This is a genomic window from Microcystis aeruginosa FD4 (assembly GCF_009792235.1).
Taxonomy (GTDB): domain Bacteria; phylum Cyanobacteriota; class Cyanobacteriia; order Cyanobacteriales; family Microcystaceae; genus Microcystis; species Microcystis viridis.
The window spans coordinates 4797724-4820931 of sequence record NZ_CP046973.1 but is presented as its reverse complement, the minus strand read 5'-3'; the positions used below and the strand labels follow the sequence as shown (position 1 = coordinate 4820931).

Here is a 23208-nt window from a genome sequence, read left to right as displayed (position 1 = left end):
CGACTTGATTATTAAATTGGTGCGTTACGCTTTGGCTAACGCACCCTACGATTTATGTTTCTGTTTGTGGCGATAATCTCTGAAAAAAAACTAAATCCGTTGAGTATAGGCTACATATCAGGACAGCCGAACGGCAAGAGGCACTCATGCAAAAGGGGGAATAAATAATCAGTTTTTAATAACCAGATTTAATATGAACTCTCGAAAATTAATTATGCAAGAACTCTAATCATATTATTAAAAACGGATTTAATATAATTAGCAAAACTAATGATATATATATATATATATATGCAAATAATTTATATATATTGACAGTAAAAAGAAACGCCCTTAAGATGCCAACAAAGATTAATTTAATGAATCAAGCTAGACATCCAATCAGAAGACATAAGTGGATTTTCCAATACTTCCCCCAATACTTCTAGAAGATGGCTCAAGTCTTTTGGGAGTAGATCAGACCTTGATGGCGACAGCGCCATCTATGCTGGCTCCGACAACGCCAGAGGTGGCTCCTCAAGTCACGCCTCTCACCCTATCTTCTCCTAGCAATTTTCTTGCTCCCGTGAGCGCGGCGGCGAGCGATAACTTAGCTAATCAAAGTGATTCTCTGCTATCAACCCCATTATTAGTTAATCCAGAGGCTGCTAATTTCTCCTTTTCAGACCAAGATACTTCTTGGCTAGGAACCCCTCAAATCACTCAGCTAGATGATTTAGGCGAGGTTTTAGTCGTTCCGGGTAATCCCTCAGAAAGGGTGAATATGGTTGTCCAGTGGACATTGCGAGAAGCAGCTTTTAATAATGAAGTGGGATTCTTTCTGGTGGATGCTTTAGGTGGGGTAGAAGGTATCGCCCCCGGTGAAGAAGGATTCGCCGAAGCCGCTTTAAGCAGTCCCAGCCGACAAACTCTCTTTAATTCGGGTAATCAAGCGGGAAATTGGCGGGAATTCACCGTTGCGGGGGGTAGTCGTCTAGGGTTTTATGTGATTCAGAATAATACCAGCGCTAATTGGTTAGAAAATAATCGACAAAATCAGGGTCAATCGGGGTTAGCTTTTTTCTCCCTGAAAGGAGCTAATCCTGATAATTTTGATCATTCCCAAAGTAGTCATCTTGGCCGCGGGATCTGGCGGCTTAACTGGGAAGATTTGACGGGTGGGGGAGATCAAGATTTTAACGATGTTGTTTTTAATATTGCTCAAGCAGGAATTGTCTTAGCCGGAGACAAAGGGCAACCGGTTCCCCTAACAGTGGAGGCTGTCAGTCAGGACGCTGATTTTCAAAGCGAGATGGGTTATTATTTGGTTGATACCCCAGATGGCGAGATTAATGGGATTAAACCAGGGGATCAGGGTTATTTAGCTGCGGCCTTGTCAGGCGATCGCCACCAGGTAATTTTTGCCTCTGGGAAAGCGTTTGATAGTAAAACGTTTAACGTCCCTTCTGGGAAATATCTGGGATGGTATCTAGTCGCTAACGGGACGACAGAGCAGGCGATCGCCAAGGGGGAAAATGCCCCGCCGGTTTTCTTTTCCTATGCGGCGGCGAATGAGGATGGTTTGAATCATGTCCATGCTCAACAGGATAGTCAGACTTGGACTTGGGAAGATTTTTGGGGCGGCGGCGATCGCGATTTTAATGATTTAGTGTTTCGGTTCAGTTTTGGGGAACCAATTGGAGAACCGATTCAGTTACCGTCTTTGAGCATTGAAAATACCACAGTGACGGAGGGCAATACAGGAACTCAATCTGCTAATTTTACAGTTCGTTTATCAGCCCCTACAAACACAACAGTAACGGCTCAATTTACGACGACGGATGGAACCGCTCAAGCGGGGAAAGATTATGAATCCTCAACGGGAATTTTGACGTTTGCACCGGGAGAAGTGGAGAAAAAGATCGCAGTTGCTGTGAAGGGCGATACAATTAGCGAGCCTACGGAAACCTTCACGGTGAATTTAACAGGAGTGACCAATGCTATCCTGATTCAAGGTGAGGGAATTGGCACGATTCTGGATAATGATAATTCGCTGAATCCACCTGTTAATAACCCTCCTGTCACCGATGCAGATAAAACTATTACTTTACCAGAAGATAGTCAACCTATCCCCTTAAATATTAATCCACCTACAGATATTGATGGGGATACTTTAACGGTTTCTGTCACTCAATTACCAGATAACAGCAAAGGAAGAATCACTTTAGCTGATGGCACAGTTATTAATGTGGGTGATGAGATTTCGATTAATTCTCTAACTTCTTTGCTTTACAGACCTTTAGCAGATGTTAATGGTAATGGTGGCAATTTTGTTTATACTGTGAGTGATGGTAAAGGCGGTAGTGATAGTCAAACAATTAGTTTTATTATTACCCCTGAGAATACTTCTGATAATAACCCTCCTGTCACCGATGCAGATAAGACTATTACTTTACCAGAAGATAGTCAACCTATCCCCTTAAATATTAATCCACCTACAGATATTGATGGGGATACTTTAACGGTTTCTGTCACTCAATTACCAGATAACAGCAAAGGAAGAATCACTTTAGCTGATGGCACAGTTATTAATGTGGGTGATGAGATTTCAATTAATTCTCTAACTTCTTTGCTTTACACACCTCTAGCAGATGTTAATGGTAATGGTGGCAATTTTGTTTATACTGTGAGTGATGGTAAAGGAGGGAATGATAGTCAAACAATTAGTTTTATTATTACCCCTGAGAATACTTCTGGTAATAATCCTCCTGTCACCGATGCAGATAAAACTATTACTTTACCAGAAGATAGTCAACCTATCCCCTTAAATATTAATCCACCTACAGATATTGATGGGGATAATTTAACTGTTACTGTCACTCAATTACCAGATAATACTAAAGGAAAAATAACTTTAGGTAATGGTACAGTTATTAATGTGGGTGATGAGATTTCGATTAATTCTCTAACTTCTTTGCTTTACACCCCTCTAGCGGACGTTAATGGTAATGGTGGCAATTTTGTTTATACTGTGAGTGATGGTAAAGGAGGGAATGATAGTCAAACAATTAGTTTTGTTCTTATTGCAGTCAGCGACAATAGTATTCTTCTGAGAGAAGATAACATTTTTAGCAAGCAATACCAGCAAACTATTAGTGTTCCTGTTGATTCTTCCTTACTCAGTTTTACCTATAACGATCTGAACTTTGATACTACTGATCCTGATAGTATTAATGATGCTTTTGAAGTCGCTTTAGTTGATGCTCAAGGCAATTCTTTAATCCATACAATTCAACCTAATCGAGATGCTTTCTTTAATATTACAGAAAACCAACCCTCCGCATTTGCTTCTGGAGTCAGCATTGCGGGAATGACAGTTAAGGTGAATTTAACGGGAGTAACTCCAGGAGACGCTACTTTAATCTTTCGGTTAGTTAATAATGATAGTGACACGCAAACTTCAGTCCGTATTAAGAATATTCAACTGTTAGCAGGAGATGGAACAATTGCGCCTACTGTCACCCCAGAAATTGAGCCTACTGCCATTAGTAAACCCATTGATTTTAGTCAATTGTCAGATGTAAGCAGCAGCCTAAATGCCGACTATTTAAGGACTTCTTTTAATCAAGATAATAAAACCCTATACGCAGATTTTGTGGTGCTAAATCAGGGAGAATATGTCGTTGATTCGCCTCTAGTCGTGGCGATTAAATCAATTAGCGAGCCTACCGTTCAGGTAGTGGGAGCAAATGGCCTAACTCCTGAAGGATTGCCTTACTATAATCTGAGTAATTTAGTTAATAGTAATACCTTAGATCCTGATGAAATCACCCAAGATAAAACTCTGGCTTTCTTGAATCCACAAGAGTTTCAATTTACCTATGAATTAGTCTTTTTAGGCAAGTTAAACACTGCACCGAATTTTATCAGCGATCCTGATATTGAAGGGTTAATTAATAAACCTTATATCTATGATGCTGATGCTACAGATTTAGAGGGAGATACCCTAACTTATTCTCTCTTGACTGCTCCTAATGGGATGACTATTGAGAGTGATACTGGCAAAATTAGCTGGACTCCTGGGACAAATACTGTTGGTAATTACAGTATTTCTGTGCAAGTAAAAGATGGTAGAGGTGGGATAGATCAACAAGATTATACCCTGTCTGTGATTGCGCCACCGCCTAATCGTCCCCCGATTATTACGTCTATTCCTGTTGTTGATGCGAGAGTTAGTCAAAATAAATCTGGTAAAATTATTGTTGCTAATGATGAGTGGACATTGAGTGATTTTGGATTTAGTAATGCTCCCGAAGATGCCAAATTATTTGCTCAAAATATTGCCGACTATTTTACAGGTGGAGAAAAAGGATCATTTCTGGGATATTCTAATAATTTTGGTTTGACAGCATCTAAATTAGCGGAGGCTTTGACTAGCGATGGACATCAATGGACAGTTAATACTAACTTATCTTTTACATTAGAAACTTTACAACAATATGATGGAGTTTTTGTTGGTGGATTTCCTGCTAAAAATCAGGTTTTAATTGATTATGTTAATCAAGGAGGAAATGTTTATCTTTTAGCAGGAACAGGTACTACGGGAACTTTTATTCAACCTGGTAACGAAGCTAATGCTTGGAAAGATTTCTTGAATAACTTTGGGTTGTCATTAGCAAATCAGTGGAATGAGATTTACGGCAATATTCCTATTAATCCTTCGCCACATCCAATTTTTGTAGGAATAGATAAGTTATATCAAGCTAATGGTCAAACAATTATTGATCTAAATTCCAATGACAATCAAGGCATCTTAATTGCGAAGAGTAATAATGGACAAGGACTTTATGCTGTTTATGATCCTAATTTCCAAGCCCAAAATGCTTATATTTATGATGTTGAAGCACTTGATCCAGACTCAGATATTCTCACCTATGAATTAGTAAAATCTCCCACAGGAATGTGGATTGAACCAGAGACTGGCATTATTCGCTGGTTGCCAACTGCTAATCAAATAGGATTACAGGATATCACGGTAAAAGTCAGTGATGGAAAGGGAGGAATTGCTGAACAGAAATATCAAATTTTAGTACAACCAGAAATTGGGAATCAAACTCCTGTTTTTGTGAGTGTTCCTCTGACTCAATTTAATTTACCTAATTTAAGTAATAATCCCAGTGGTAATGTTAATCTTCAAGGTTTAGATTTAACCTTATTACCTGATGAAACTTTTCGTCAAAATGTCGCTTTAACTTTACCGACGGGAGACAGTTCTACGGGATCAGCAGATATTGTTTTTGTGGTTGATGAATCGGGTTCTATGTCAGGTTATCAAGCATGGATTAGAGATATGGTATCAACTTTAGAATCAACCTTAATCGGAAAAGGAATTACTTCTAATCGTTATGGTTTAATTGGGTTTGGGAACTCTGGGGTATATGGACGGATCTTAAATGTAGGGAGTAATTCTCCTTTTGGCAATGCTAACCAGTTATCATCCGCTATTAACCAGTTACAAATAAATGGAGGGAGAGAAGATGGCTATGATGGAATTGATGAAGCACTAACTAATCTCTCATTCCGTCAAGGTGCAGCTATTAATATTATTTTGGTGACAGATGAAGATAGAGATGTGGCTAATTCTAGTCTAAGCTTTAGTAGCATTTTGAACAGTCTGAGTAATAAAAATGCCCTTCTGAATGTTGTTGTTGATGGAAACTTTAGAGATAGTAATAATCAAGTTATTCTGGGAGTTGATTCTGAAAATCAGGGTTATAAAGCTGATAATAATGGAAATTATCTAATTACTAATATTGGGACAGTGAGTGGTAGTGCAACGACTAAAAGAGATTATATTGACTTGGCGTTAGCGACAGAAGGCGCAGCGTGGGATCTCAATCAACTGAGAAATGGTGGGTTAGTAGGGACTTCTTTTACCAAAGCATTTGTAGATGTTAAAGCTCAAGAAATTGTTGAACAATTACCCCTAACCTTGATTTCATCAGATCCTAACGTATCTTTTAAGAATTTAACTGGAATTATTTCGGGTATTGGTAATGGAGAAACAGCATCCTTTGATTTTGAATTAAAGGGAGATGGAATAGTTCGTAGTTTTGATTTATTGTTTGTAAGGCTGGGTAGCAGTACGATTTTAGGTTCAATTCCTGTCACCATTAATAACAATTATTTGTACTTAACTCAAGCCGTTGATCCTGATAATGATACTCTAACCTATAGCCTTCTCAAAGCACCCACAGGAGCGACGATTAACCCCCAAAGTGGACAAATTCAGTGGCAACCCAAACAGGGAGGAAATCATCAATTTACTATCCAAGTCGATGATGGACTCGGAGGACGCACCACTCAAGATTACACTGTCACAGTGAATGTGGGGAGTCCTAATAATGCCCCTATGATTACCTCCATTGCCCCTAATCAAGCAGCGATTGGTCGTCCTTATCTCTACGAAATTCAAGCCACTGATCCAGATGAAGATATCCTTGCTTACTATCTTAGCGAAGCCCCAGAAGGCGTGACTCTTGACCGTCAAACCGGCCGCTTAACTTGGACTCCTACCCAACCCCAGTTAGGGAATCAAACCGTAAAAATTCGGGTACTGGACGGACGTGGAGGAGAAACCACACAAACCCTTAATTTAACCGTAACACCCGATTTAAACAACCAAGAACCCCAAATTTCCAGTCTTCCCCTCACTCAAATTCAGGAAGGAGGAGTATATCGTTATCAAATTGTAGCTAATGATGGCAATGGAGACCTCTTAACGGTTGATTTACCCTTAAAACCCGACGGAATGACCTTAAATGAAGCAACGAGGGAAATTATTTGGCAACCGACAAGAGAACAAGCAGGAACTCATGATCTTGTAATACGAATTAGAGACGGTTATGGAGGTTTAACCCTTCAATCTTTCCAAATTACAGTAAATAGTCTTAATAATGCCCCAATTATTACTTCTAACCCAGATTTAGAAGCCATTGCTAATCTTCCTTATCAGTATCAAATTGAAGCACAAGATGCTGATGGAGATTCCTTAAGCTATCGCTTGGAAAACGCACCGAATGGGATGACCATCGATACCGATACTGGATTATTAAATTGGACGGCAAATGATACGCAAATTGGTCAAATTCCCGTTACTATCATTGTCAAAGATAGCCAAGGCGCAGAAACCCGTCAAACTTATAATCTCAATGTACTGGCTTTTGCACCGAATCATACCCCAGAAATTACCTCTACACCCCGTAATAGCGTTGCTTTAGGAACATCATACTTCTACGCCTTAAATACCTCAGATCCCGATGGCGATCCCCTCACCATCAATCTGCAAACTTCCCCCACAGGGATGACTCTAAATAAACAAGGGTTAATCACTTGGACTCCCGAAGCGAATCAATTAGGCAATCATACCGTAAAAGTCCAAGTCAGTGATGGACGGGGTGGATTTGCTGAACAAGAATGGGCGATCGCTGTTGTTAGTCAACGCAGCAACAATCAAGCCCCACAAATTCTCTCGACTCCTTCCCTAAAAGCCAATATTAACCAAGTTTATCAATATAATTTAGTAGGGAATGATCCTGATGGCGACCCCATTTTCTGGTCGTTAGAAACCCGTCCAGAGGGAATGTCTGTTGATGTCAACAAAGGAACAATTCGTTGGCAACCAAAATTAGATCAAATTGGACTTCATGAGGTAGTCATTCAAGCGATCGATACCCAAGGTGCTACCACCACTCAACGATTTACTCTGGCTGTTAATGGGGTTAATCTTCCTCCTAGTATTACCTCTGTTCCTCTGACCCGAACAGTTACGAACCAACCCTATACCTATACTGTTGTTGCCAAAGATCCTGAAAATGGAATTTTAACCTACAATTTAGGGCGTAAACCCAACGGTATGACCATCGATCGCACGGGTAAAATTCAATGGACACCGACTCAAATAGGCAACTATGACATTGATGTTTTAGTAACTGATAATCAAGGCGCAACTACCACCCAAAACTATCAGTTAGTGGTAGGAACACAAATCATTAATCAAGCCCCGAATATTACCTCAACACCCTTATTTATAGCTAATGTAGGCAATCCCTATCAATACCAAATCCAAGCGAGTGATCCCGATGGACAATCATTAACCTATCAACTAATAGAATCACCCCAAGGCATGACCATTAATACTAACACTGGCTTAGTACAATGGAACACACCAATTACGGGTAATTATAAAGTAGTCGTTGCCGCTTTTGATTCTCTAGGATTGGGAGTAACTCAAGGCTACAATTTAACCGCTAAAGTCAATAGTCTCCCTGTAATTCGTTCCACTACACCGCCTACAGGCGCAGTTCCAGGAGTACCCTATCGCTATGATATTCAAGCAACCGATCCTGATGGTGGTATTCTCACCTATAGTTTAGATCCGGCTTCTCAAGCTAAAGGTATAACCCTAGACGAAAGCGGACGTTTAAGCTGGACTCCTTCTAACTCTCAAACGGGAATCCATGCTATTACTTTAACCATTACAGATGCAGCAGGAGGCAAAGTTACTCAAAGCTTTAATCTCACCGTTGCACCCGATACTACTGCACCGAAAGTTATTATTAATCGTAATAAGAACTTTACCAATAAAGGGGAAGCAGTTTCTTTCCAGGTGAGTGCAACGGATAATGTCGGTATTGCTAACCTACAATTACTAATTAATAATACTCCCGTCGTAATTGATAGCAATGGAGTCGCTACTTTCACACCGACAAATCCAGGAATTATTACCGCTAAAGCTTTCGCCTCTGATGCTGCTGGAAACAAAGCTGAAGCTACCACTAATGTTAATGTCCTCGATCCCACCGATACAGAAGCACCTAGTGTTAGTTTAGACTTATCAGGAATTGCTAATTATGAAATTACTGCACCTACACCAATTAAAGGGAGTGTCAACGATACTAACCTAGCTTACTATGCCCTAGAAGTTGCTCCGGCTGATGGTAGCGCACCTTTCAAAGAAATGTTCCGAGGGACAACTCCGGTTACAAATGGGGTATTAGGGGTATTAGATCCTACTTTGTTACCTAATGATACCTATCAGGTTCGTCTAGTTGCCTACGATGTCAATGGTAAGGGTAATGGGGTAGCAGAATTACTAGATGTCAGTGGTGATTTAAAATTAGGAAACTTCCAACTCTCCTTTACCGATTTAGAGATTCCTGTTGGTGGTATTCCCATTACTTTAACCCGTACATATAACACCTTAAATAGTAATAATAAAGACGATTTTGGTTATGGTTGGCGCATGGAATTTCGAGATGCAGATGTGCGGACGAGTTTACCGAAAGATGAACTTTATGAAGAATATGGTTTCCGTAGTGTTGGTTTTAAAGAAGGTGATGCTGTTTATATTACCCTCCCCGGCGGGAAGCGGGAAAGGTTTACCTTTAAGTTAGAAGCGATCAAAGTAATGGGGATTCCTCTAACAGCCTTGATGGGAAACCGTGCATTATTTGTTCCTAAATTTGTCGCGGATAAAGGTTCTACCAGTACCTTAAGTGTGGAAACAGCAGGAGTCGTCTTAATTCGAGGACAAAATGGCCAAGTCGTTCCCTTTAGTGGAGGTTCTGCTTTTGCTCATTACCATCCGCAAGATTGGGGTAACTACTATCAATTAACCACCAAAGAAGGCATTGTTTATAATATTGATGCTACCACCGGAGATATTAATAGTATTACCAATCGCAATAGCGATAAACTAAACTTTACTGATGCGGGAATTACCAGCAGTAATGGACTAAAAGTAACCTTTGGCAGAGATACTCAAGGTCGCATCACTACCGTAACCGATCCGATGGGTAAACAGATTAAATATGAATATGATAGTAAAGGAGATTTAATTAAAGTTACTGACCGAGAAAATAATACCACTCAGTTTAAGTATAATAATGCTAACCCTCATTATCTGGATCAAATTATCGATCCCTTGGGACGAACTGGTATTAAAAATGAATATGATCAAAATGGACGCTTAACGAAAGTTTTTAATGGGGAAGGTAAAGCAGTTCAACTCGAATACAATCCTGATAATTTTGTTTATAGTGTTAAAGATCCTTTAGGCAATTCTACCACTTACGAATCGGATGCAAGGGGTAATATTATCACGGAAATCGATGCTAATGGTGGCATTATTAAACGCACTTATGATGACAGTAATAATCTTCTTAGTGAAACCAATCCCGAAGGAGAAAAACTCTCCTACACTTATGATAGTAAGGGCAATAAATTAAGCGAAACCGATGCTTTAGGTAATGTCACTCGCCATACTTATAATAGCAAAAATGACCTTTTAACGACAACTGATGCGCTAGGAAACGTTGTCACAAACACTTATGATAGTCGAGGCAATTTACTCTCTATTACTGGATTAAGTAATGGTACTATCACGCTTAATTACAACAATAATGGATTATTAACTCAGTTAACCCCTGGTGAAGGAACAACCAAATATGAATATGATTTCCGAGGGAATGTTACCAAAGAAATTAATCCACTCGGCCACGAAATTACCTATACTTATGATGGGAATGGTAATCGCTTAACAGAAACCCGTAAATTAACCACTGCTAACGGTATTCGTACCCTTGTTACCAAGACTGAATATGATAGCAAAGGTAATATCATTAAAGTTACCGATGCGGAAGGGAATATTAGCCAAACAATTTATGATGCTGCTGGACAAAAAATCAAAGAGATTGATGCTTTAGGTCGGGTTACTAAGTATGTCTATAGTGAGGGAGGACAACTATTAGAAACAATTTATCCTGATGCAACACCGCATAATGATAGTGATAATCCTCGGACTCGCAAGGAATATGATGCAGCGAATCGAGTAACAGCAGACATTGACGAATTAGGAAGACCTACTCAATACCAATATGATGCGTTAGGACGTTTAATTTATACTATTTATCCTGACTTAACCCCCAATGATAACACCGACAATCCGCGCAAAGAAACCCGTTATGATAAAGCTGGACGTGTTATTGCAGAAGTCGATGAACGGGGTAATATTACTCGTTATACTTATGATGATGCAGGACGAAGAACAGAAACTATTCTTCCTGATAGTACCCCTAATGATGATACAGATAACCCCAGAATACTTGTTACCTATGATGCTTTAGGTCGTCAAATTAGTCAAACCGATCCCTTGGGACGTAAAACCCAATTTGTCTATGATAATTTAGGTCGTCCTACAGGTCAAATCTTCGCTGACAATACCAGTATTTCTTCTACTTTCGACCAAGCAGGTCGAGTGATTGCCAAAATCGATCAAGAAGGTAACAAAACTAAATATGAGTATAACGCTTTAGGACAATTAACAGCAGTAATTGATGCGCTAAATAATCGCACTGAATACGGTTATGATGAATTAGAGAATCTCATTACTCAAAAAGATGCCAAGGCTAATATTACTAAGTATGAATATGATGGTATAGGTCGCCGAATTGCTACCCAATTGCCCCTAAATCAGCATTCTACCACCCAATATGACCAAGTAGGTAATATTGTTAGTACCACTGATTTTAACGGTGAAATTATCACATTTATCTACGATGAACGCAACCGACTAATCAAGAAAGCTTTACCCAATAATGAACAAGTTATCTATACTTATACCTTGACAGGTCAACGAGCCACAGAAACCGATGGTAATGGGACAATAACCTATCAATATGATAGCCGCAATCGCCTGTTATCTCGCCTCGATCCTGATGGGGTGAAAATTGAATACACCTATGATGCAGCAGGAAACCGCACTTCTGTTAACATTCCTTCTGGTAAAACTAGCTATACTTTTGATGAACAAAATCGCCTGAAAACAGTCACAGACTTCAGTAATGGGGTAACAACCTATACTTATGATTTAGCGGGAAATCTGATCAAAACTACCCTACCCAATGGAACAATAGAAACCCGTGAATATGATTTGTTAAATCGTCTGCTGTATCTCCAAAACAGTAATAGCACCAGCATTATTAACAGTTTCCGTTATACCCTAGATAAGGTGGGTAATCGTCTGACAGTTGTTGAACAAGATGGACGGAAAGTTAACTGCGAATATGATGATATTTATCGTCTCTTGGAAGAGGAAGTGATTGATGGAACAACCCGCACGATTAGCTACACTTACGATGCAGTGAGCAACCGTTTAACCCGCAATGATTCAGTAGAAGGTAATACAACATATCAGTATGATAAGAATGATCGCTTGTTGAAAGAAGTGACGAATGGAGTAACAACTAATTACACTTATGACAATAATGGTAACACCTTATCTAAGACTACTGGAACGGATAAAGTTAACTATCAATGGAATGCGGAAAATCGCTTAGTTGGAGTCGATACAGATGGTGACGGCACTAATAATATTGTCAATCGTTATGATCGAGATGGGATTCGAGTTGCTCAAACGGTTAATGGGGAAGAAACCAGTTTCTTGGTGGATAAAAACCGCGATTACGCTCAAGTTTTAGAAGAATATACACCGAGTAAGATTATCAAGGCTGCTTATGTTTATGGGAATGATTTAATCTCCCAAGTCCGTGATAATCAGCGTTCCTTCTATCATGTCGATGGGTTGGGTAGTACGCGAGCGTTGACGGATCTAAGCGGTGCGGTGATTGATCGCTATATTTATGAAGCGTTTGGCAGAATTCTCAATCAGGTAGGCACTAGTCAAAATGTCTATCTTTTTGCAGGGGAACAGCATGACTTTAATTTAGAATTAGATTATCTACGTGCCAGATATTACGATACAAAAACTGGAAGGTTTTCCAGTCGGGATAGCTTTGAAGGGTTTATCCAAACGCCTGTAGCTCTGCATAAATACTTATATGCTAATGGCAATCCTGTTAATTATATAGATCCCAGTGGATTCATATCTAGCTTGACAGAATTTGCGATTGTTCAACATATTCAGGGAATTCTCAGAAACACTACTTCATCACAGGCAATTCGAGTCACTCTCAAAGAAACAGGTTGCTATCTCTTCGAGTTTGCCGTCGAAGAAGCTGTTACACAGGGAGTCTACATTTTCATTGATGATATTGGTACATATGTTGGTCAATCAGTTGATATTGAACGACGGCTGAGAGAGCATGGCGATCGCATTGTGAAACAACTAGCTAAAATCAAGATTATCTCCCCCGATCCTCAAGATTTACGCAGGATTGAACAATATATTTTAGATCGAGTACGGGATGCTCTTGAGCTTGGACAAGAGGCACTAAGAAGAGATGGTTCAGGTGTATCAAATAGAATTAATCCACTTAATCAAAGAGCGCGAGAGTTTTTAAGGAATACAATTAACTTATGTTAACATCTTCAAATAACAGTGACGAACAAAGAGATAAAATGGAAGTAATTAGTTATCCTAGTGGAGCAAAAGCATTTTTTTTAAGAGAGCCTATTACTCCAGAGCTAGTCAAAAACATGGCTAATTATGGAGTTACTCGGCTAGTTATTAGACGCTATCAGGAATGGACAAGTAATAGTCTATCTCATCTTAATGAATTTATTACCTCGCTGTATGTTGAGGATCGAGACACTCCAGCTTTTATTATTAATAGCTTAACCAACTTAGAAGAGTTATCTTTAAGTCACGTTTCAAGTGAAATAAATTTTTCTCTTTTTTCAAATCTTAGAGAATGCTATTTAAATAAATTAAAAGAACTACCTAGAGAACTAGAAAATTGCACTCAACTGAAAATTCTCAAACTAGCAAATAGCAAAATCAAATCTTTCTCCCCCCTAGCGAATTATCAATACTTACAAGACTTAGAGCTTAATGGTATTACTGTTGATAGTTTACATTCAATAAATTTATTATCGCATTTACAAACTTTAACGATTAACCGATCTCAATACCAGAATTTATCTTTTTTAGAAAGATGTACTAATTTAAAGGAATTAAATCTTTCTTTGTTCTCAAAACTTGAGGATTTGCATCATCTCAAAAATCTTTCTCATCTTGAAAAATTACATTTAGAGTCATGTCCGATCCTTAAGGATATCAGCCCAATAGAATTATTATGTCAGCTACGCAGTCTTGCTTTAGTGAATTGTCCAAAGATTAAGAGTGTCAAACATTTATTAAAATTAAATAACTTAAATACTGTCTTACTTTGGGAGAGTACAAAAATTGAAGATGGGGATATCCGATGTCTTTTATCTCTTCCCTATCTTAAAAGACTTAGCTTCTTAAACCGACGAAATTACAACCTTAAAATAGAAGAGGTAGCTTATATATTGAAATAATCCCAATCTCCCAGCTATACCTACGATGCAGTCAGCAACCGCTTGACGTTGAGGCAGTTATAGATAACTTTGAAAATATCAGAAATCCCGTAAATTCCGCAAGACGCTCGAAGTTCAAGAATGCTGGAAAATTGTTCGATCTATGTTAATTAATCGCCGGTAAGAAAAATGAATACTAATGCTTATTTTGGCAAAGAATCTATTGTGGGCGGAGAAAAATTCTTGATTATATCTGGTCACTGGAATGAAGATATTGAGGTATTTATCTTGAAGAATGAAGTTGATTCACTTTATCTTAATTACGCTTTAGGATGGCAAGATGATAATGTGAGTTTTCTTGAAAGTTTAGGTCATCTCAAAAAACTTAAAATAATTGCACACGAAATTGAAAATCTAGAAGTAATCAATCAACTATATAATTTAAGATATCTTTCACTAGATGTAAGTAGTAAATCTAAAGCTTCAATTGATTTTTCTAATTTTTCTGAATTAAGCAAGTGTAGCTTTCACTGGCTCAAAGGTTCTAGGAATTTATCTTGTTGCCAGTCCTTAGAAAGGCTTTTTTTATATGATTACCCTTGTCAAACTTTGGAAACAGTTTTTAGGTTAAAAAATCTACAAGAACTCCATGTTATACCAAGTAGAAGAATTGACAATATAAATGGAATTGAGGAACTTTGTTTACTAACACAACTAGAATTATCCTATTTGTATCAACTTTCTTGTATTTCCCCTTTGTCTACCCTAAGCCAACTTACACATCTCGAAATTAATTCATGTAAAAAGATAAATGATATTGAGGCTCTGAGTACGTTGATTAATTTGAAAACATTATTGCTTGAAAACCTTAATGATATTACTTCTCTAAAACCATTAAAATCATGTACCAATCTTGAGTATCTAGGGTTAACTAACTCAACTAAAATTTTGGATGGAGATTTTGACTTTCTCAAAGAACTTCCTCGACTAAGAACTATAGGGCGATCGCTGATCTTGTAGGGTGCGTTAGCGCGATCGCCGATCTTGTAGGGTGCGTTAGGCGGTGATAATCTCTGATAAAAAACCTAAATTAACAATCCGCGCCCCACGCACCAACTTCATCATCAAATTGGTGCGTTACGCTTTCGCTAACACACCCTACATTCTACATTCTAGCTATGATCCCTTGGGAGTATGACAACGACAAAATTTGAGAGTGCGCTGTTTAGGGGGAGATTGAACTAGAATTGAGTTTATGAACTTACAATTTGAGTGGGATAACCCCAAGGCAAAACTTAATCTCAAAAAGCATGGCATCAATTTTGAAGAAGCCAAGGCTGTTTTTCGAGATCCTTTAGCCTACATTTTTGATGATGAGTGGCATTCGGTCGGTGAAAAACGAGAAATTATTATCGGACACGATGACAAGAATCGTCTTTTAGTAGTTTGTTTTACTGAAAGAAATCAAATGATTCGTATTATCAGCGCACGTTTAACAACCAAAAAAGAACGACAAGACTATGAAAAATACACAGGATTCTGAAACCAAACAAAATTTACAAGATGACCTACTTCCTGAATATAACTTTGATTATACTAAGGCTCATCCTAATCGTTTTGCTTCTCAGGTAAATGAAATAAAAATAACTGTCACCTTAGAACCAGATGTCGCTAAAGTTTTCAAAAATTCTGAAGATGTAAACAAAGCACTGCGAGCTATCTTATCCGCTATCCCTGAAAAATAAGCCTGATCTTGTAGGTTGGGTTGACAACGGAAACCCAACATCATCCCCCGATTATTCTTCATGTTATGGGTTGGGTGGCACTTCGTTTAGCTCAAACTGCGAATGATTTTTATTATCTTTGCTCATATAATCAGGAATCTTAACCCTATGCTCTGAAATTATCATACTCTAATCCCAGAGCTTGATTCAGAGCATTTGTAAGATTGTAATATGAGTATTAGCTGGAAAGAAGGAGATCCCTTACCAAATGCAGATCAAGCCGAAATAGACTTGCGAAAGTTTACCGATTACTCATTGCAACCTAACAACCCTCAAAATCAAGGAAAATGGATGGGATTTGCCATGATAGGTTATTCTGTTGAAACTCAAGAAGGCCGTCAAATTGCAACTCAAGATATAATTCAACAAATTCGTCAAATTTTACCTTATGCACCAGCCTATAAAAGCAAAAATAATCCCTATGGTATGAGATTAAAAGTTACAATTAGGATCAAAGGTTTGAATGGAGGGCAAGGAAATTTAATCACAATCTGGCAAATAGATCAAGGCAAAATTATTCCTAGATTAATTACAAACTGGTTAGAAGTTGACAGCTAAAGGAGCAAAACATAATGAAAGCAAAAATTAATGATTTGATTCAAACTTTAATAGATATAACCGCCGATTTTTCAGATTTAATTATTCCTAAAGGAACACTTGGTGCAATAGTTGAATGCTATCCTAATCCTGAAGCATACGCTATTGATTTAATGATTTCTAATCCTAAAGTCATTGGTGGTTTTACTTATGAAAATGTAATTTTATCTCCTGAACAATTTATTGTTATTTCTTCTCAATCAATATCAGAAGATAAAGCAGAAAAATTGATATTCAATTAATCTTAAACACTGTATTGCGATCGCCGCTCTTGTAGGTTGGGTGATCGGTACTCAACCCAACATCATCCCCAGGATGCTCTAATCTTGTGTCGTGATCTTGTGATATTTTGATTGAGAGTGCGATGTTGAAGGCACTGGGTAGCAGCACGCTAATTCATAAATTATCAAAGGAGATTGTCATGAAAGGAGAATTCACCGCCATCATTGAAGCAGCAACAGAAGGGGGATACTGGGCGATTTGTCCTGAAGTCCTAGGTGCAAATGGTCAAGGAGAAACCATTGAAGAAGCCAAAGAAAGCTTAAAAAGTGCTATTCAACTAATTTTTGAAGATCGTTTGGCTGATATTCGTCGAGGACTACCGAAAGAGGCGATCGAGGAGACAATTTCCATTCCATGAAACGTAAAGAATTAGCAAAAAAGTTGCGGAAAGCTGGTTGTTATCTTAAGCGAGAGGGTGCTTCTCATTCTCTTTGGATTAACCCTCAAACTGGGGTCATTGAAGCTGTACCAAGACATACAGACATCAAAGAATTTTTAGCACAAAAAATTCTCAGAAACCTGAATGCCCAATAGTGCGATCACCCGATCTTGTGGTGCGATCGCCGATCTGGTAGGGTGCGTTCCCTGATGCAACCCTTGTTACTCCATTCGTTTGATGATGGGGAACGCACCAGCAAACACGGAATATTCGGTGGATTACGGTGTTGGGGGTTTGGGAAGGAAAATTTAGATTAAAATAGATAACAGATAATTAGCAAAGTCTGCTCATAATGCCGAATATTATCTGGTCGGATTACTTACAATATCGAGCCAAACTGAGAGGACTTGAACTTGCTAAAATAGAAGAGATTCTCAAATACTCTGGAGAAAGGTACTACGATACTGAAACGGGTCGTCTCATTGCCGTAGGCAAGCATGATAATCGTTTAGTAATTATTCCTTATGAATACGATGATAATTTTATAACTCCTGTCACCATTCATGCGACAACACGCCAACAAATTCGATTTCGCCTAACAACTGGGAGATATACTATCCATGAGTAACCCTAAAATGAGATACTTTGAACAAGAAGACATTCTTCATTTAACTATTTCTGATGAATCAGAAGCTAACAGTGTAGAAATTAATCCAAATATTACCGCTGAACTTAATGATTTAGGAGAATTAATTGGCCTAGAGATTACTAATGCTAGTTCTTTTATCCGAGATTCAATTTTAGAGTCAACCCAAGGAAAAATATTAAATTTGTCCGGCCAATGACTTATTGAGTGCGATCGTTCTTGTCGGTGGGGTTGGGTGCGATTGTCTTTGTTGATAGTGCGATGCCGAAGGCACTGCGTAGTGCGATGCCGAAGGCACTGCGTAGTGCGACCGCCGATATTGTAGGGTGCGTGTTTGCGGCTACCAATTCTGTAAAAAAACCAAATTAACAATCCGCGCCCCGCGCACCAACTTTATGATTCTGTGTTACCGAATAAGATATAATTGAGAAGCTGAAAATAGTTAAAGCATTATGAGTTACCAAAACATTATTACCATTGAACCTGGAAAACGAAGCGGAAAACCCTGCATTCGAGGGCTGCGTATAACTGTGTACGATATTCTAGAATATTTAGCGGGAGGAATGACAGAAGCAGAAATTCTTGAGGATTTTTCAGAATTAACTTCTCAGGATATCAAGGCTTGTTTGGCTTTTGCTGCTGATCGAGAGAAAAAATTATTTATCACCTCTTTCTGAAACTGTTATTAGATGAAAATTTGTCAGATCGGATTATTGATAAAATAATTGATTTATATTCTGATTCTCAGCACGTCAAGACTTTAGGACTGATAAATACTGATGATGCACTTATTTGGGAATTTGCCAAATTCAACAATTTTGTAATTGTCTCTAAAGATGCCGATTTTCATCAGCGCAGTTTATTATATGGTCATCCACCCAAATTTATCTATCTTCGTATTGGCAATAGCCCCACTTCCAAGATTATCGAAATTTTAAGAGGTCATTTTTTAATTATTATTAAATTTTACAATAGTGAAACAGAAAGTATGCTGATATTAAGTTGAGTGTGAGCGCAGCATCTTGCGATCGCCTGATATTGTAGGCTGCGTATTTGTAGCGATAATCTCTGACAGAAAACTTAAAGCAAAATCGATGAGAACCATTCCCTTAACTTTAGAACAGCTTCTTTCAGCAGTACAACAATTGTCAACCCTATTATTGAGTGTTGGGGAAGTGGTGAGCTTTTTTGCTGTGATCGGTAAACAGTGAAAAGACAGCACTGTTAAGGCTATTTGCGGGGAACAGTAGCCTGTCCTCTGGGGAGGATAGCAAATCCCGTCATACTTGATCTTATTTGCCAGCCGACTCCCTGATAACTAAATTTTGATAAGCTAAGAGACAGTTAATTATAATTTCGTCGTCAATCCTATGATTTTACCAGGTAGTACCGTTCGAGTCACCAATCCCGATGATACCTACTATAAATTTGAAGGTTTAGCCCAGCGTTTAAGCGATGGGAAAGTGGCCGTTCTTTTTGAGGGGGGTAACTGGGATAAGTTAGTCACCTTTAATCTCTCGGAATTAGAAGAAGTAATTATTGCCCCCGCTAAAGGCAAAAAATAACCATGCGTCCACCCTTACCGCAATTGGCTACGGATAACCGCCATCCCGATCATATCGCCGAAGTTATCGAGACGACGACGACCGAGTTTTTAGCGCAATGTTTGGAACCAGAGGAGTTAAACTTTCCTTTTATGCCCGCTTTTGGTAGTTGGGTAAAAGCCTACGATGAAGAAACGGGTAATAAAATTTTTGGGATTGTCACCTTTGCCACCACTGCCCCCATCGATTCGGTACATCGCGCTAGAGCTTTGGGGTTGTCCTTGGCTGAATTGCGGGAACAACAGCCGCAGATTTTCGCTATGTTAAAAACGGAATTTCGGGCAACTATTGTCGGTTTTGAAACCCTGCCTGGACAATTTAATGGCAATGGTGCTGGGCGAGGTTATATCTATCAATATATTCCTCCCCGACCCCCACAAATTCATCAGGCGGTTTATCAATGTGAGTCGCTGGAAGTGGTTTATTTTAGTGAACAATTAGACTTTTTACGAATTTTATTACAGGTCAAAAATACTCCCGTAGAAGCTTTGGCAGCCGCTTCTATCCGTCAGATGTATCAATTGCGTCAAGCCGATCGACAATGGTTAGTTAATGTGGGCAGACAGTTAAGTGTTTTACTTAAAGATGATTATGATCGCTTGCGTTATATTCTCAGTCAAATTCATCTTAGTCCTTAGATGATACGGCTCTCTTGGCGCTCTTAGAGTAGTGAAAATCCCTTACTCCCTCTCTTTGTGTCCTTTGTCTCTTTGTGGTTAAGAAAAAAATCAGCAACCCTTGCCCATTCTCGGAAATGTCGGGAATGTTTCTAGATAACATTCTCTACCCGGTGAATATAGGTCAAGTTTCTGTTTTTTGTCCTCTGGGTTGACTAGACAAAAAATGTCGATATAATGAATGTTTATGCGGTAACTCTCGCTATTTTTATCCTTGATTGTATAATTCTAGATAGTTTAAGCGATCGCCCCTTAAGAAAATGGCAATACAAACAACCTTTGCAGAGATTCTAGAAGCAGCCGAGCAACTTCCCCTTGAAGATCAAGAAAATCTTATTCATATTTTACAGAATCGTCTTCGAGATCAAAAAAGAACAGAGTTGCTTAGAGATGTTCAAGAAGCTCAACAAGAATTTGCACAAGGTCAATGTCAACCCATGACACCTGAACAAATCATGGAGGAAATCCTTTCGTGAATTTTGTTTTATTACGCTCGAATATATTTATTAGAAATGCTCGAAAAATTGTGAAAAAACAGGCTTTTTTAGTTCAAAATATCCAAGAAACTTTAGCTTTATTATCCGTGGATCCATTTCAACCTCGATTAAGAACACACAAATTAAAAGGGGAGCTTAAAGACTCTTATGCTTGTAGTGTGGGCTATGATTTAAGAATTGTCTTTAAATTCGTTGAATATGAGCAGAAACAGGCAATTCTTTTAGAGTCAATTGGGACTCACGATGAAGTTTATTAGTGCGGATGATTATTGCGCTCAGTTTGCAGAAACCGAACCGGAATCAAGGTAAAAAACCTAAGATGCCTCATTAACGGATATTTCGGCTTTTTTGAGCGCAATTTGCCATTCTAAGTCGGCTATTTCTCGATCGAGTTCGACAATTTCACTATTAACTTGCTTTAAATCGGCGATAATTTCTTGTTTACTGCGTTTTCTACCGTAGATAGCCAGTTCATCCTCTTGTAATTTCTCAAGGATAGAGTCTAGGGAAGCGGTTAAATCGGCCGAGGGATTGTCCATAATACCTAAACGCATTAAGACCTGTACCGCTTTGGGAACATCTTGCTGATAAGCTTCTCTAGAGGGGTAATCTTGGGGGTTTTTGAGATTTAAAGCGTCAATGATATTCATATTTCAGGTTATGAAGGTTAAATGCGAAACGGTGATTATGTCACACTTATATACCTCAAGTTTCTAAGAAATTCCCTAAAAGGGATTGCAACATCTTTTATTCTAGAGTAGAAATGCTCGACCGAGAAAATATTGATAGAGTATTGATAGGAGACTGGGAAAAATTCAACTTTAAGAGGATTGTCACTGATGACAGCAGTTACCGAGAATGATCTGAAAAGGTTAGAAGATTTAATCGTTAGCGGACAGAAAGCGATCGAATCCCGACTGACAGCGATCGAGTCCCGACTGACAAACCTAGAAAATGGACAGAAGGCGATCGAAAACAGTTTAGGAGAAATTAAAGGGGATATTAAGGCCTTAGATGCCAAAGTTACGGGACTAGAAAAGCGGGTTGACGATCTCAACGCACGAGTCAACATTACCACCATTGGATTCCTTAGCATTGTCGGCATTTTGGTGACAGGAATGCTGACTATTGCCAGTAAAACAGTCTTTTTCCCCTAGTCCCTAGAATAACTTATTCGATCTGCGCCACCGCGTCTAAGGGAGCATCGAGACTGGTAAGACGGCCTAAATAAGTCGGTATATGGTTCTGCTCGCTGTCTATCCTGGGGAGAAATGCCAGAGGGATTTCTGGGAAATCTGGGCTAAAAATTGGCCTGGTCAGGAAATCTTGATCTTAAATTCCCCAAAAATTGCGCTAGGATCGGCTTAATAGAACAGGAAAGGCGATCGAGTGGGATAACCGATCCTGTGGTTTGAGAAGGTGGCTGTATAATTGTTAGAGTATCAATAGATCAATTCCAGAGGAATCATGAGCAATATCCAAGATAAAATTCAAGAAGAGCTAGAAAATGCCAGAGCCGTCTGTAGTACGGAAGGTGCCACCTCTGGTGAATGTGCCGCCGCTTGGGATGCGGTGGAAGAATTACAAGCAGAAGCAGCCCACCAACGTCAAGACCATCCCCAAAAAACCTACTTTGAAAAGTATTGTGCTGATAATCCCGATGCCGCCGAGTGTCGCCTTTATGAAGATTAATCCAGTCAGGCAGCAGTTTTTTCTCTCCTCACAGTAGAATCCTAGCTTTAGGGCGATCTCAACTATAAAGAGATCGCCTCTCGTTTTTTTGTTTGTTGGTCAAGCTGTGACCGATTTTGGCTCCTGCGTCCGAAGACAGTAAAATGTTGACAGTGTAATTATGTCTGAATAGTTTATGAATCAACTTTGGTTTCGTCCTCTCGTTTGGATAGATTATCGTTTAGCCGTCCTATTTACGGTGATTATTCCGGCAATTTTGTTGATTTGGTCTTTATTTGCAAAAATCGAATCATTACAAAAATTGTTGATTATCTATTGGCGAGTGGCTAGTCTTTTGTTAATTACCGTATATTTAATGATTGCTTCCTGGCCGATTGGTTTTGTTACCAGTTTTTTAGCTAAGATTTTAATCCCGATTTCCCTCTGGTTTTGGGTGGATATTAACGATGAAATTAAAGATTTACCCGCCAGTCCGATTAAATTTGTCACCACTGCTTGGCGTTGGGCAGTTACGATTTATTGTCCTTTGGGCGCAATTTCTACCTTACCTTTTCTCTCCTGTGCTATGTCAGGGGAATTGCTAAATTCTCCCTATTGTCAGGTTTGGCAGGAAGCACCATGGCAGTTTCGCGAGATTTTTCATTCAGAAGCTACCGCTAATGTTTTGGGCTTTTTTGGTTTAGTTGGTCTCTCTTTTTATACTCTCTATTTTGCCCATTTTCTTCTTATTCGCCTTGGCAAACAGGGACGTTCAGCTTTACAACAGTAAG

The 23208-nt window shown here is 38.9% G+C and carries 21 protein-coding genes; 20 read left to right on the top strand and 1 reads right to left on the bottom strand.

The annotated features are described in order from the left end of the window. The first annotated feature begins 466 nt into the window (after window positions 1-466). The 17 genes from GQR42_RS23960 to GQR42_RS23880 all read left to right on the top strand — a co-directional run bounded on the left by GQR42_RS23960 (window position 467) and on the right by GQR42_RS23880 (window position 21003). A complete protein-coding gene (locus tag GQR42_RS23960; RefSeq protein WP_158201888.1) occupies window positions 467-13363 on the top strand; it encodes a putative Ig domain-containing protein in 12897 nt (4298 codons plus the stop codon). Then, window positions 13357-14301 carry a leucine-rich repeat domain-containing protein gene (locus tag GQR42_RS23955; RefSeq protein WP_158201887.1) on the top strand — a complete coding sequence of 315 codons (945 nt, stop codon included), beginning with the start codon at window positions 13357-13359 and terminating at the stop codon, window positions 14299-14301. Before GQR42_RS23960 ends, GQR42_RS23955 begins: the two co-directional genes overlap by 7 nt. 168 nt (window positions 14302-14469) lie before the next feature. Next, window positions 14470-15300 (top strand): hypothetical protein, encoded by an 831-nt coding sequence (locus tag GQR42_RS23950; RefSeq protein ID WP_158201886.1) that lies wholly within the window; start codon window positions 14470-14472, stop codon window positions 15298-15300. Window positions 15301-15535: 235 nt separating this feature from the next. Continuing rightward, entirely contained in the window at window positions 15536-15823 is a 288-nt protein-coding gene (locus GQR42_RS23945) for a BrnT family toxin (protein WP_149985500.1), read from the top strand. Then, on the top strand, window positions 15801-16025 hold the full coding sequence (locus GQR42_RS23940) for a hypothetical protein (RefSeq protein WP_002782285.1): 225 nt from the start codon (window positions 15801-15803) through the stop codon (window positions 16023-16025). Before GQR42_RS23945 ends, GQR42_RS23940 begins: the two co-directional genes overlap by 23 nt. Before the next feature lie 210 nt (window positions 16026-16235). Next, entirely contained in the window at window positions 16236-16622 is a 387-nt protein-coding gene (locus GQR42_RS23935; RefSeq protein WP_158201885.1) for a DUF6883 domain-containing protein, read from the top strand. Window positions 16623-16636: 14 nt separating this feature from the next. Continuing rightward, a complete protein-coding gene (locus GQR42_RS23930) occupies window positions 16637-16903 on the top strand; it encodes a hypothetical protein (protein WP_158201884.1) in 267 nt (88 codons plus the stop codon). Window positions 16904-17082: 179 nt separating this feature from the next. Then, on the top strand, window positions 17083-17301 hold the full coding sequence (locus tag GQR42_RS23925; RefSeq protein WP_004163690.1) for a type II toxin-antitoxin system HicB family antitoxin: 219 nt from the start codon (window positions 17083-17085) through the stop codon (window positions 17299-17301). After that, entirely contained in the window at window positions 17298-17477 is a 180-nt protein-coding gene (locus GQR42_RS23920; protein WP_158201883.1) for a type II toxin-antitoxin system HicA family toxin, read from the top strand. The genes GQR42_RS23925 and GQR42_RS23920 overlap by 4 nt, the downstream gene beginning before the upstream one ends. 197 nt (window positions 17478-17674) lie before the next feature. After that, window positions 17675-17950 (top strand): hypothetical protein, encoded by a 276-nt coding sequence (locus GQR42_RS23915; protein WP_158201882.1) that lies wholly within the window; start codon window positions 17675-17677, stop codon window positions 17948-17950. Beyond that, window positions 17943-18167, top strand: coding sequence for a DUF2283 domain-containing protein (locus GQR42_RS23910; RefSeq protein ID WP_158201881.1), 225 nt, complete (start codon window positions 17943-17945; stop codon window positions 18165-18167). Before GQR42_RS23915 ends, GQR42_RS23910 begins: the two co-directional genes overlap by 8 nt. Window positions 18168-18420: 253 nt before the next feature. Further along, window positions 18421-18645 carry a DUF433 domain-containing protein gene (locus GQR42_RS23905; protein WP_158201880.1) on the top strand — a complete coding sequence of 75 codons (225 nt, stop codon included), beginning with the start codon at window positions 18421-18423 and terminating at the stop codon, window positions 18643-18645. Then, a complete protein-coding gene (locus tag GQR42_RS23900) occupies window positions 18642-18974 on the top strand; it encodes a DUF5615 family PIN-like protein (protein WP_158202568.1) in 333 nt (110 codons plus the stop codon). Before GQR42_RS23905 ends, GQR42_RS23900 begins: the two co-directional genes overlap by 4 nt. A gap of 364 nt (window positions 18975-19338) precedes the next feature. Next, window positions 19339-19533, top strand: a complete 195-nt coding sequence (locus GQR42_RS23895) for an NAD(P)H dehydrogenase subunit NdhS (RefSeq protein ID WP_002759298.1) — start codon at window positions 19339-19341, stop codon at window positions 19531-19533. Between the two features lie 2 nt (window positions 19534-19535). Further along, window positions 19536-20210: an HAS-barrel domain-containing protein gene (locus GQR42_RS23890; RefSeq protein ID WP_002766961.1), complete on the top strand. Its 675-nt coding sequence runs from the start codon at window positions 19536-19538 to the stop codon at window positions 20208-20210. 299 nt (window positions 20211-20509) lie between these two features. Then, on the top strand, window positions 20510-20725 hold the full coding sequence (locus GQR42_RS23885; protein ID WP_158201879.1) for a hypothetical protein: 216 nt from the start codon (window positions 20510-20512) through the stop codon (window positions 20723-20725). After that, complete coding sequence (locus GQR42_RS23880; protein ID WP_002782273.1) at window positions 20722-21003, top strand: type II toxin-antitoxin system RelE/ParE family toxin; 282 nt, start codon at window positions 20722-20724, stop codon at window positions 21001-21003. The genes GQR42_RS23885 and GQR42_RS23880 overlap by 4 nt, the downstream gene beginning before the upstream one ends. A gap of 57 nt (window positions 21004-21060) precedes the next feature. On the opposite strand, the gene GQR42_RS23875 is transcribed toward GQR42_RS23880, so the two are convergent. Further along, window positions 21061-21396, bottom strand: coding sequence for a hypothetical protein (locus tag GQR42_RS23875; protein WP_158201878.1), 336 nt, complete (start codon window positions 21394-21396; stop codon window positions 21061-21063). Window positions 21397-21585: 189 nt separating this feature from the next. Here GQR42_RS23875 and GQR42_RS23870 point away from each other — a divergent pair, with 189 nt between their 5' ends. The 3 genes from GQR42_RS23870 (at window position 21586) to GQR42_RS23860 (ending at window position 23207) form a co-directional block, all read left to right on the top strand. After that, on the top strand, window positions 21586-21903 hold the full coding sequence (locus tag GQR42_RS23870; protein ID WP_125730659.1) for a DUF4164 domain-containing protein: 318 nt from the start codon (window positions 21586-21588) through the stop codon (window positions 21901-21903). Window positions 21904-22213: 310 nt separating this feature from the next. Next, entirely contained in the window at window positions 22214-22438 is a 225-nt protein-coding gene (locus tag GQR42_RS23865; RefSeq protein ID WP_002770133.1) for a Calvin cycle protein CP12, read from the top strand. A gap of 175 nt (window positions 22439-22613) precedes the next feature. Beyond that, window positions 22614-23207 carry a DUF3177 family protein gene (locus tag GQR42_RS23860; RefSeq protein ID WP_002770135.1) on the top strand — a complete coding sequence of 198 codons (594 nt, stop codon included), beginning with the start codon at window positions 22614-22616 and terminating at the stop codon, window positions 23205-23207. Window position 23208 lies beyond the last annotated feature (1 nt).

Coding starts and splice junctions, on each gene's coding strand:
- GQR42_RS23925 (WP_004163690.1), top strand. CDS start 17,083: ATGAAAGGAGAATTCACCGCCATCATTGAAGCAGCAACAGAAGGGGGA.
- GQR42_RS23870 (WP_125730659.1), top strand. CDS start 21,586: ATGACAGCAGTTACCGAGAATGATCTGAAAAGGTTAGAAGATTTAATC.
- GQR42_RS23945 (WP_149985500.1), top strand. CDS start 15,536: ATGAACTTACAATTTGAGTGGGATAACCCCAAGGCAAAACTTAATCTC.
- GQR42_RS23935 (WP_158201885.1), top strand. CDS start 16,236: ATGAGTATTAGCTGGAAAGAAGGAGATCCCTTACCAAATGCAGATCAA.
- GQR42_RS23865 (WP_002770133.1), top strand. CDS start 22,214: ATGAGCAATATCCAAGATAAAATTCAAGAAGAGCTAGAAAATGCCAGA.
- GQR42_RS23895 (WP_002759298.1), top strand. CDS start 19,339: ATGATTTTACCAGGTAGTACCGTTCGAGTCACCAATCCCGATGATACC.
- GQR42_RS23915 (WP_158201882.1), top strand. CDS start 17,675: ATGCCGAATATTATCTGGTCGGATTACTTACAATATCGAGCCAAACTG.
- GQR42_RS23950 (WP_158201886.1), top strand. CDS start 14,470: ATGAATACTAATGCTTATTTTGGCAAAGAATCTATTGTGGGCGGAGAA.
- GQR42_RS23860 (WP_002770135.1), top strand. CDS start 22,614: ATGAATCAACTTTGGTTTCGTCCTCTCGTTTGGATAGATTATCGTTTA.
- GQR42_RS23955 (WP_158201887.1), top strand. CDS start 13,357: ATGTTAACATCTTCAAATAACAGTGACGAACAAAGAGATAAAATGGAA.
- GQR42_RS23960 (WP_158201888.1), top strand. CDS start 467: ATGGCGACAGCGCCATCTATGCTGGCTCCGACAACGCCAGAGGTGGCT.
- GQR42_RS23885 (WP_158201879.1), top strand. CDS start 20,510: ATGGCAATACAAACAACCTTTGCAGAGATTCTAGAAGCAGCCGAGCAA.
- GQR42_RS23890 (WP_002766961.1), top strand. CDS start 19,536: ATGCGTCCACCCTTACCGCAATTGGCTACGGATAACCGCCATCCCGAT.
- GQR42_RS23940 (WP_002782285.1), top strand. CDS start 15,801: ATGAAAAATACACAGGATTCTGAAACCAAACAAAATTTACAAGATGAC.
- GQR42_RS23930 (WP_158201884.1), top strand. CDS start 16,637: ATGAAAGCAAAAATTAATGATTTGATTCAAACTTTAATAGATATAACC.
- GQR42_RS23910 (WP_158201881.1), top strand. CDS start 17,943: ATGAGTAACCCTAAAATGAGATACTTTGAACAAGAAGACATTCTTCAT.
- GQR42_RS23905 (WP_158201880.1), top strand. CDS start 18,421: ATGAGTTACCAAAACATTATTACCATTGAACCTGGAAAACGAAGCGGA.
- GQR42_RS23875 (WP_158201878.1), bottom strand. CDS start 21,396: ATGAATATCATTGACGCTTTAAATCTCAAAAACCCCCAAGATTACCCC.
- GQR42_RS23920 (WP_158201883.1), top strand. CDS start 17,298: ATGAAACGTAAAGAATTAGCAAAAAAGTTGCGGAAAGCTGGTTGTTAT.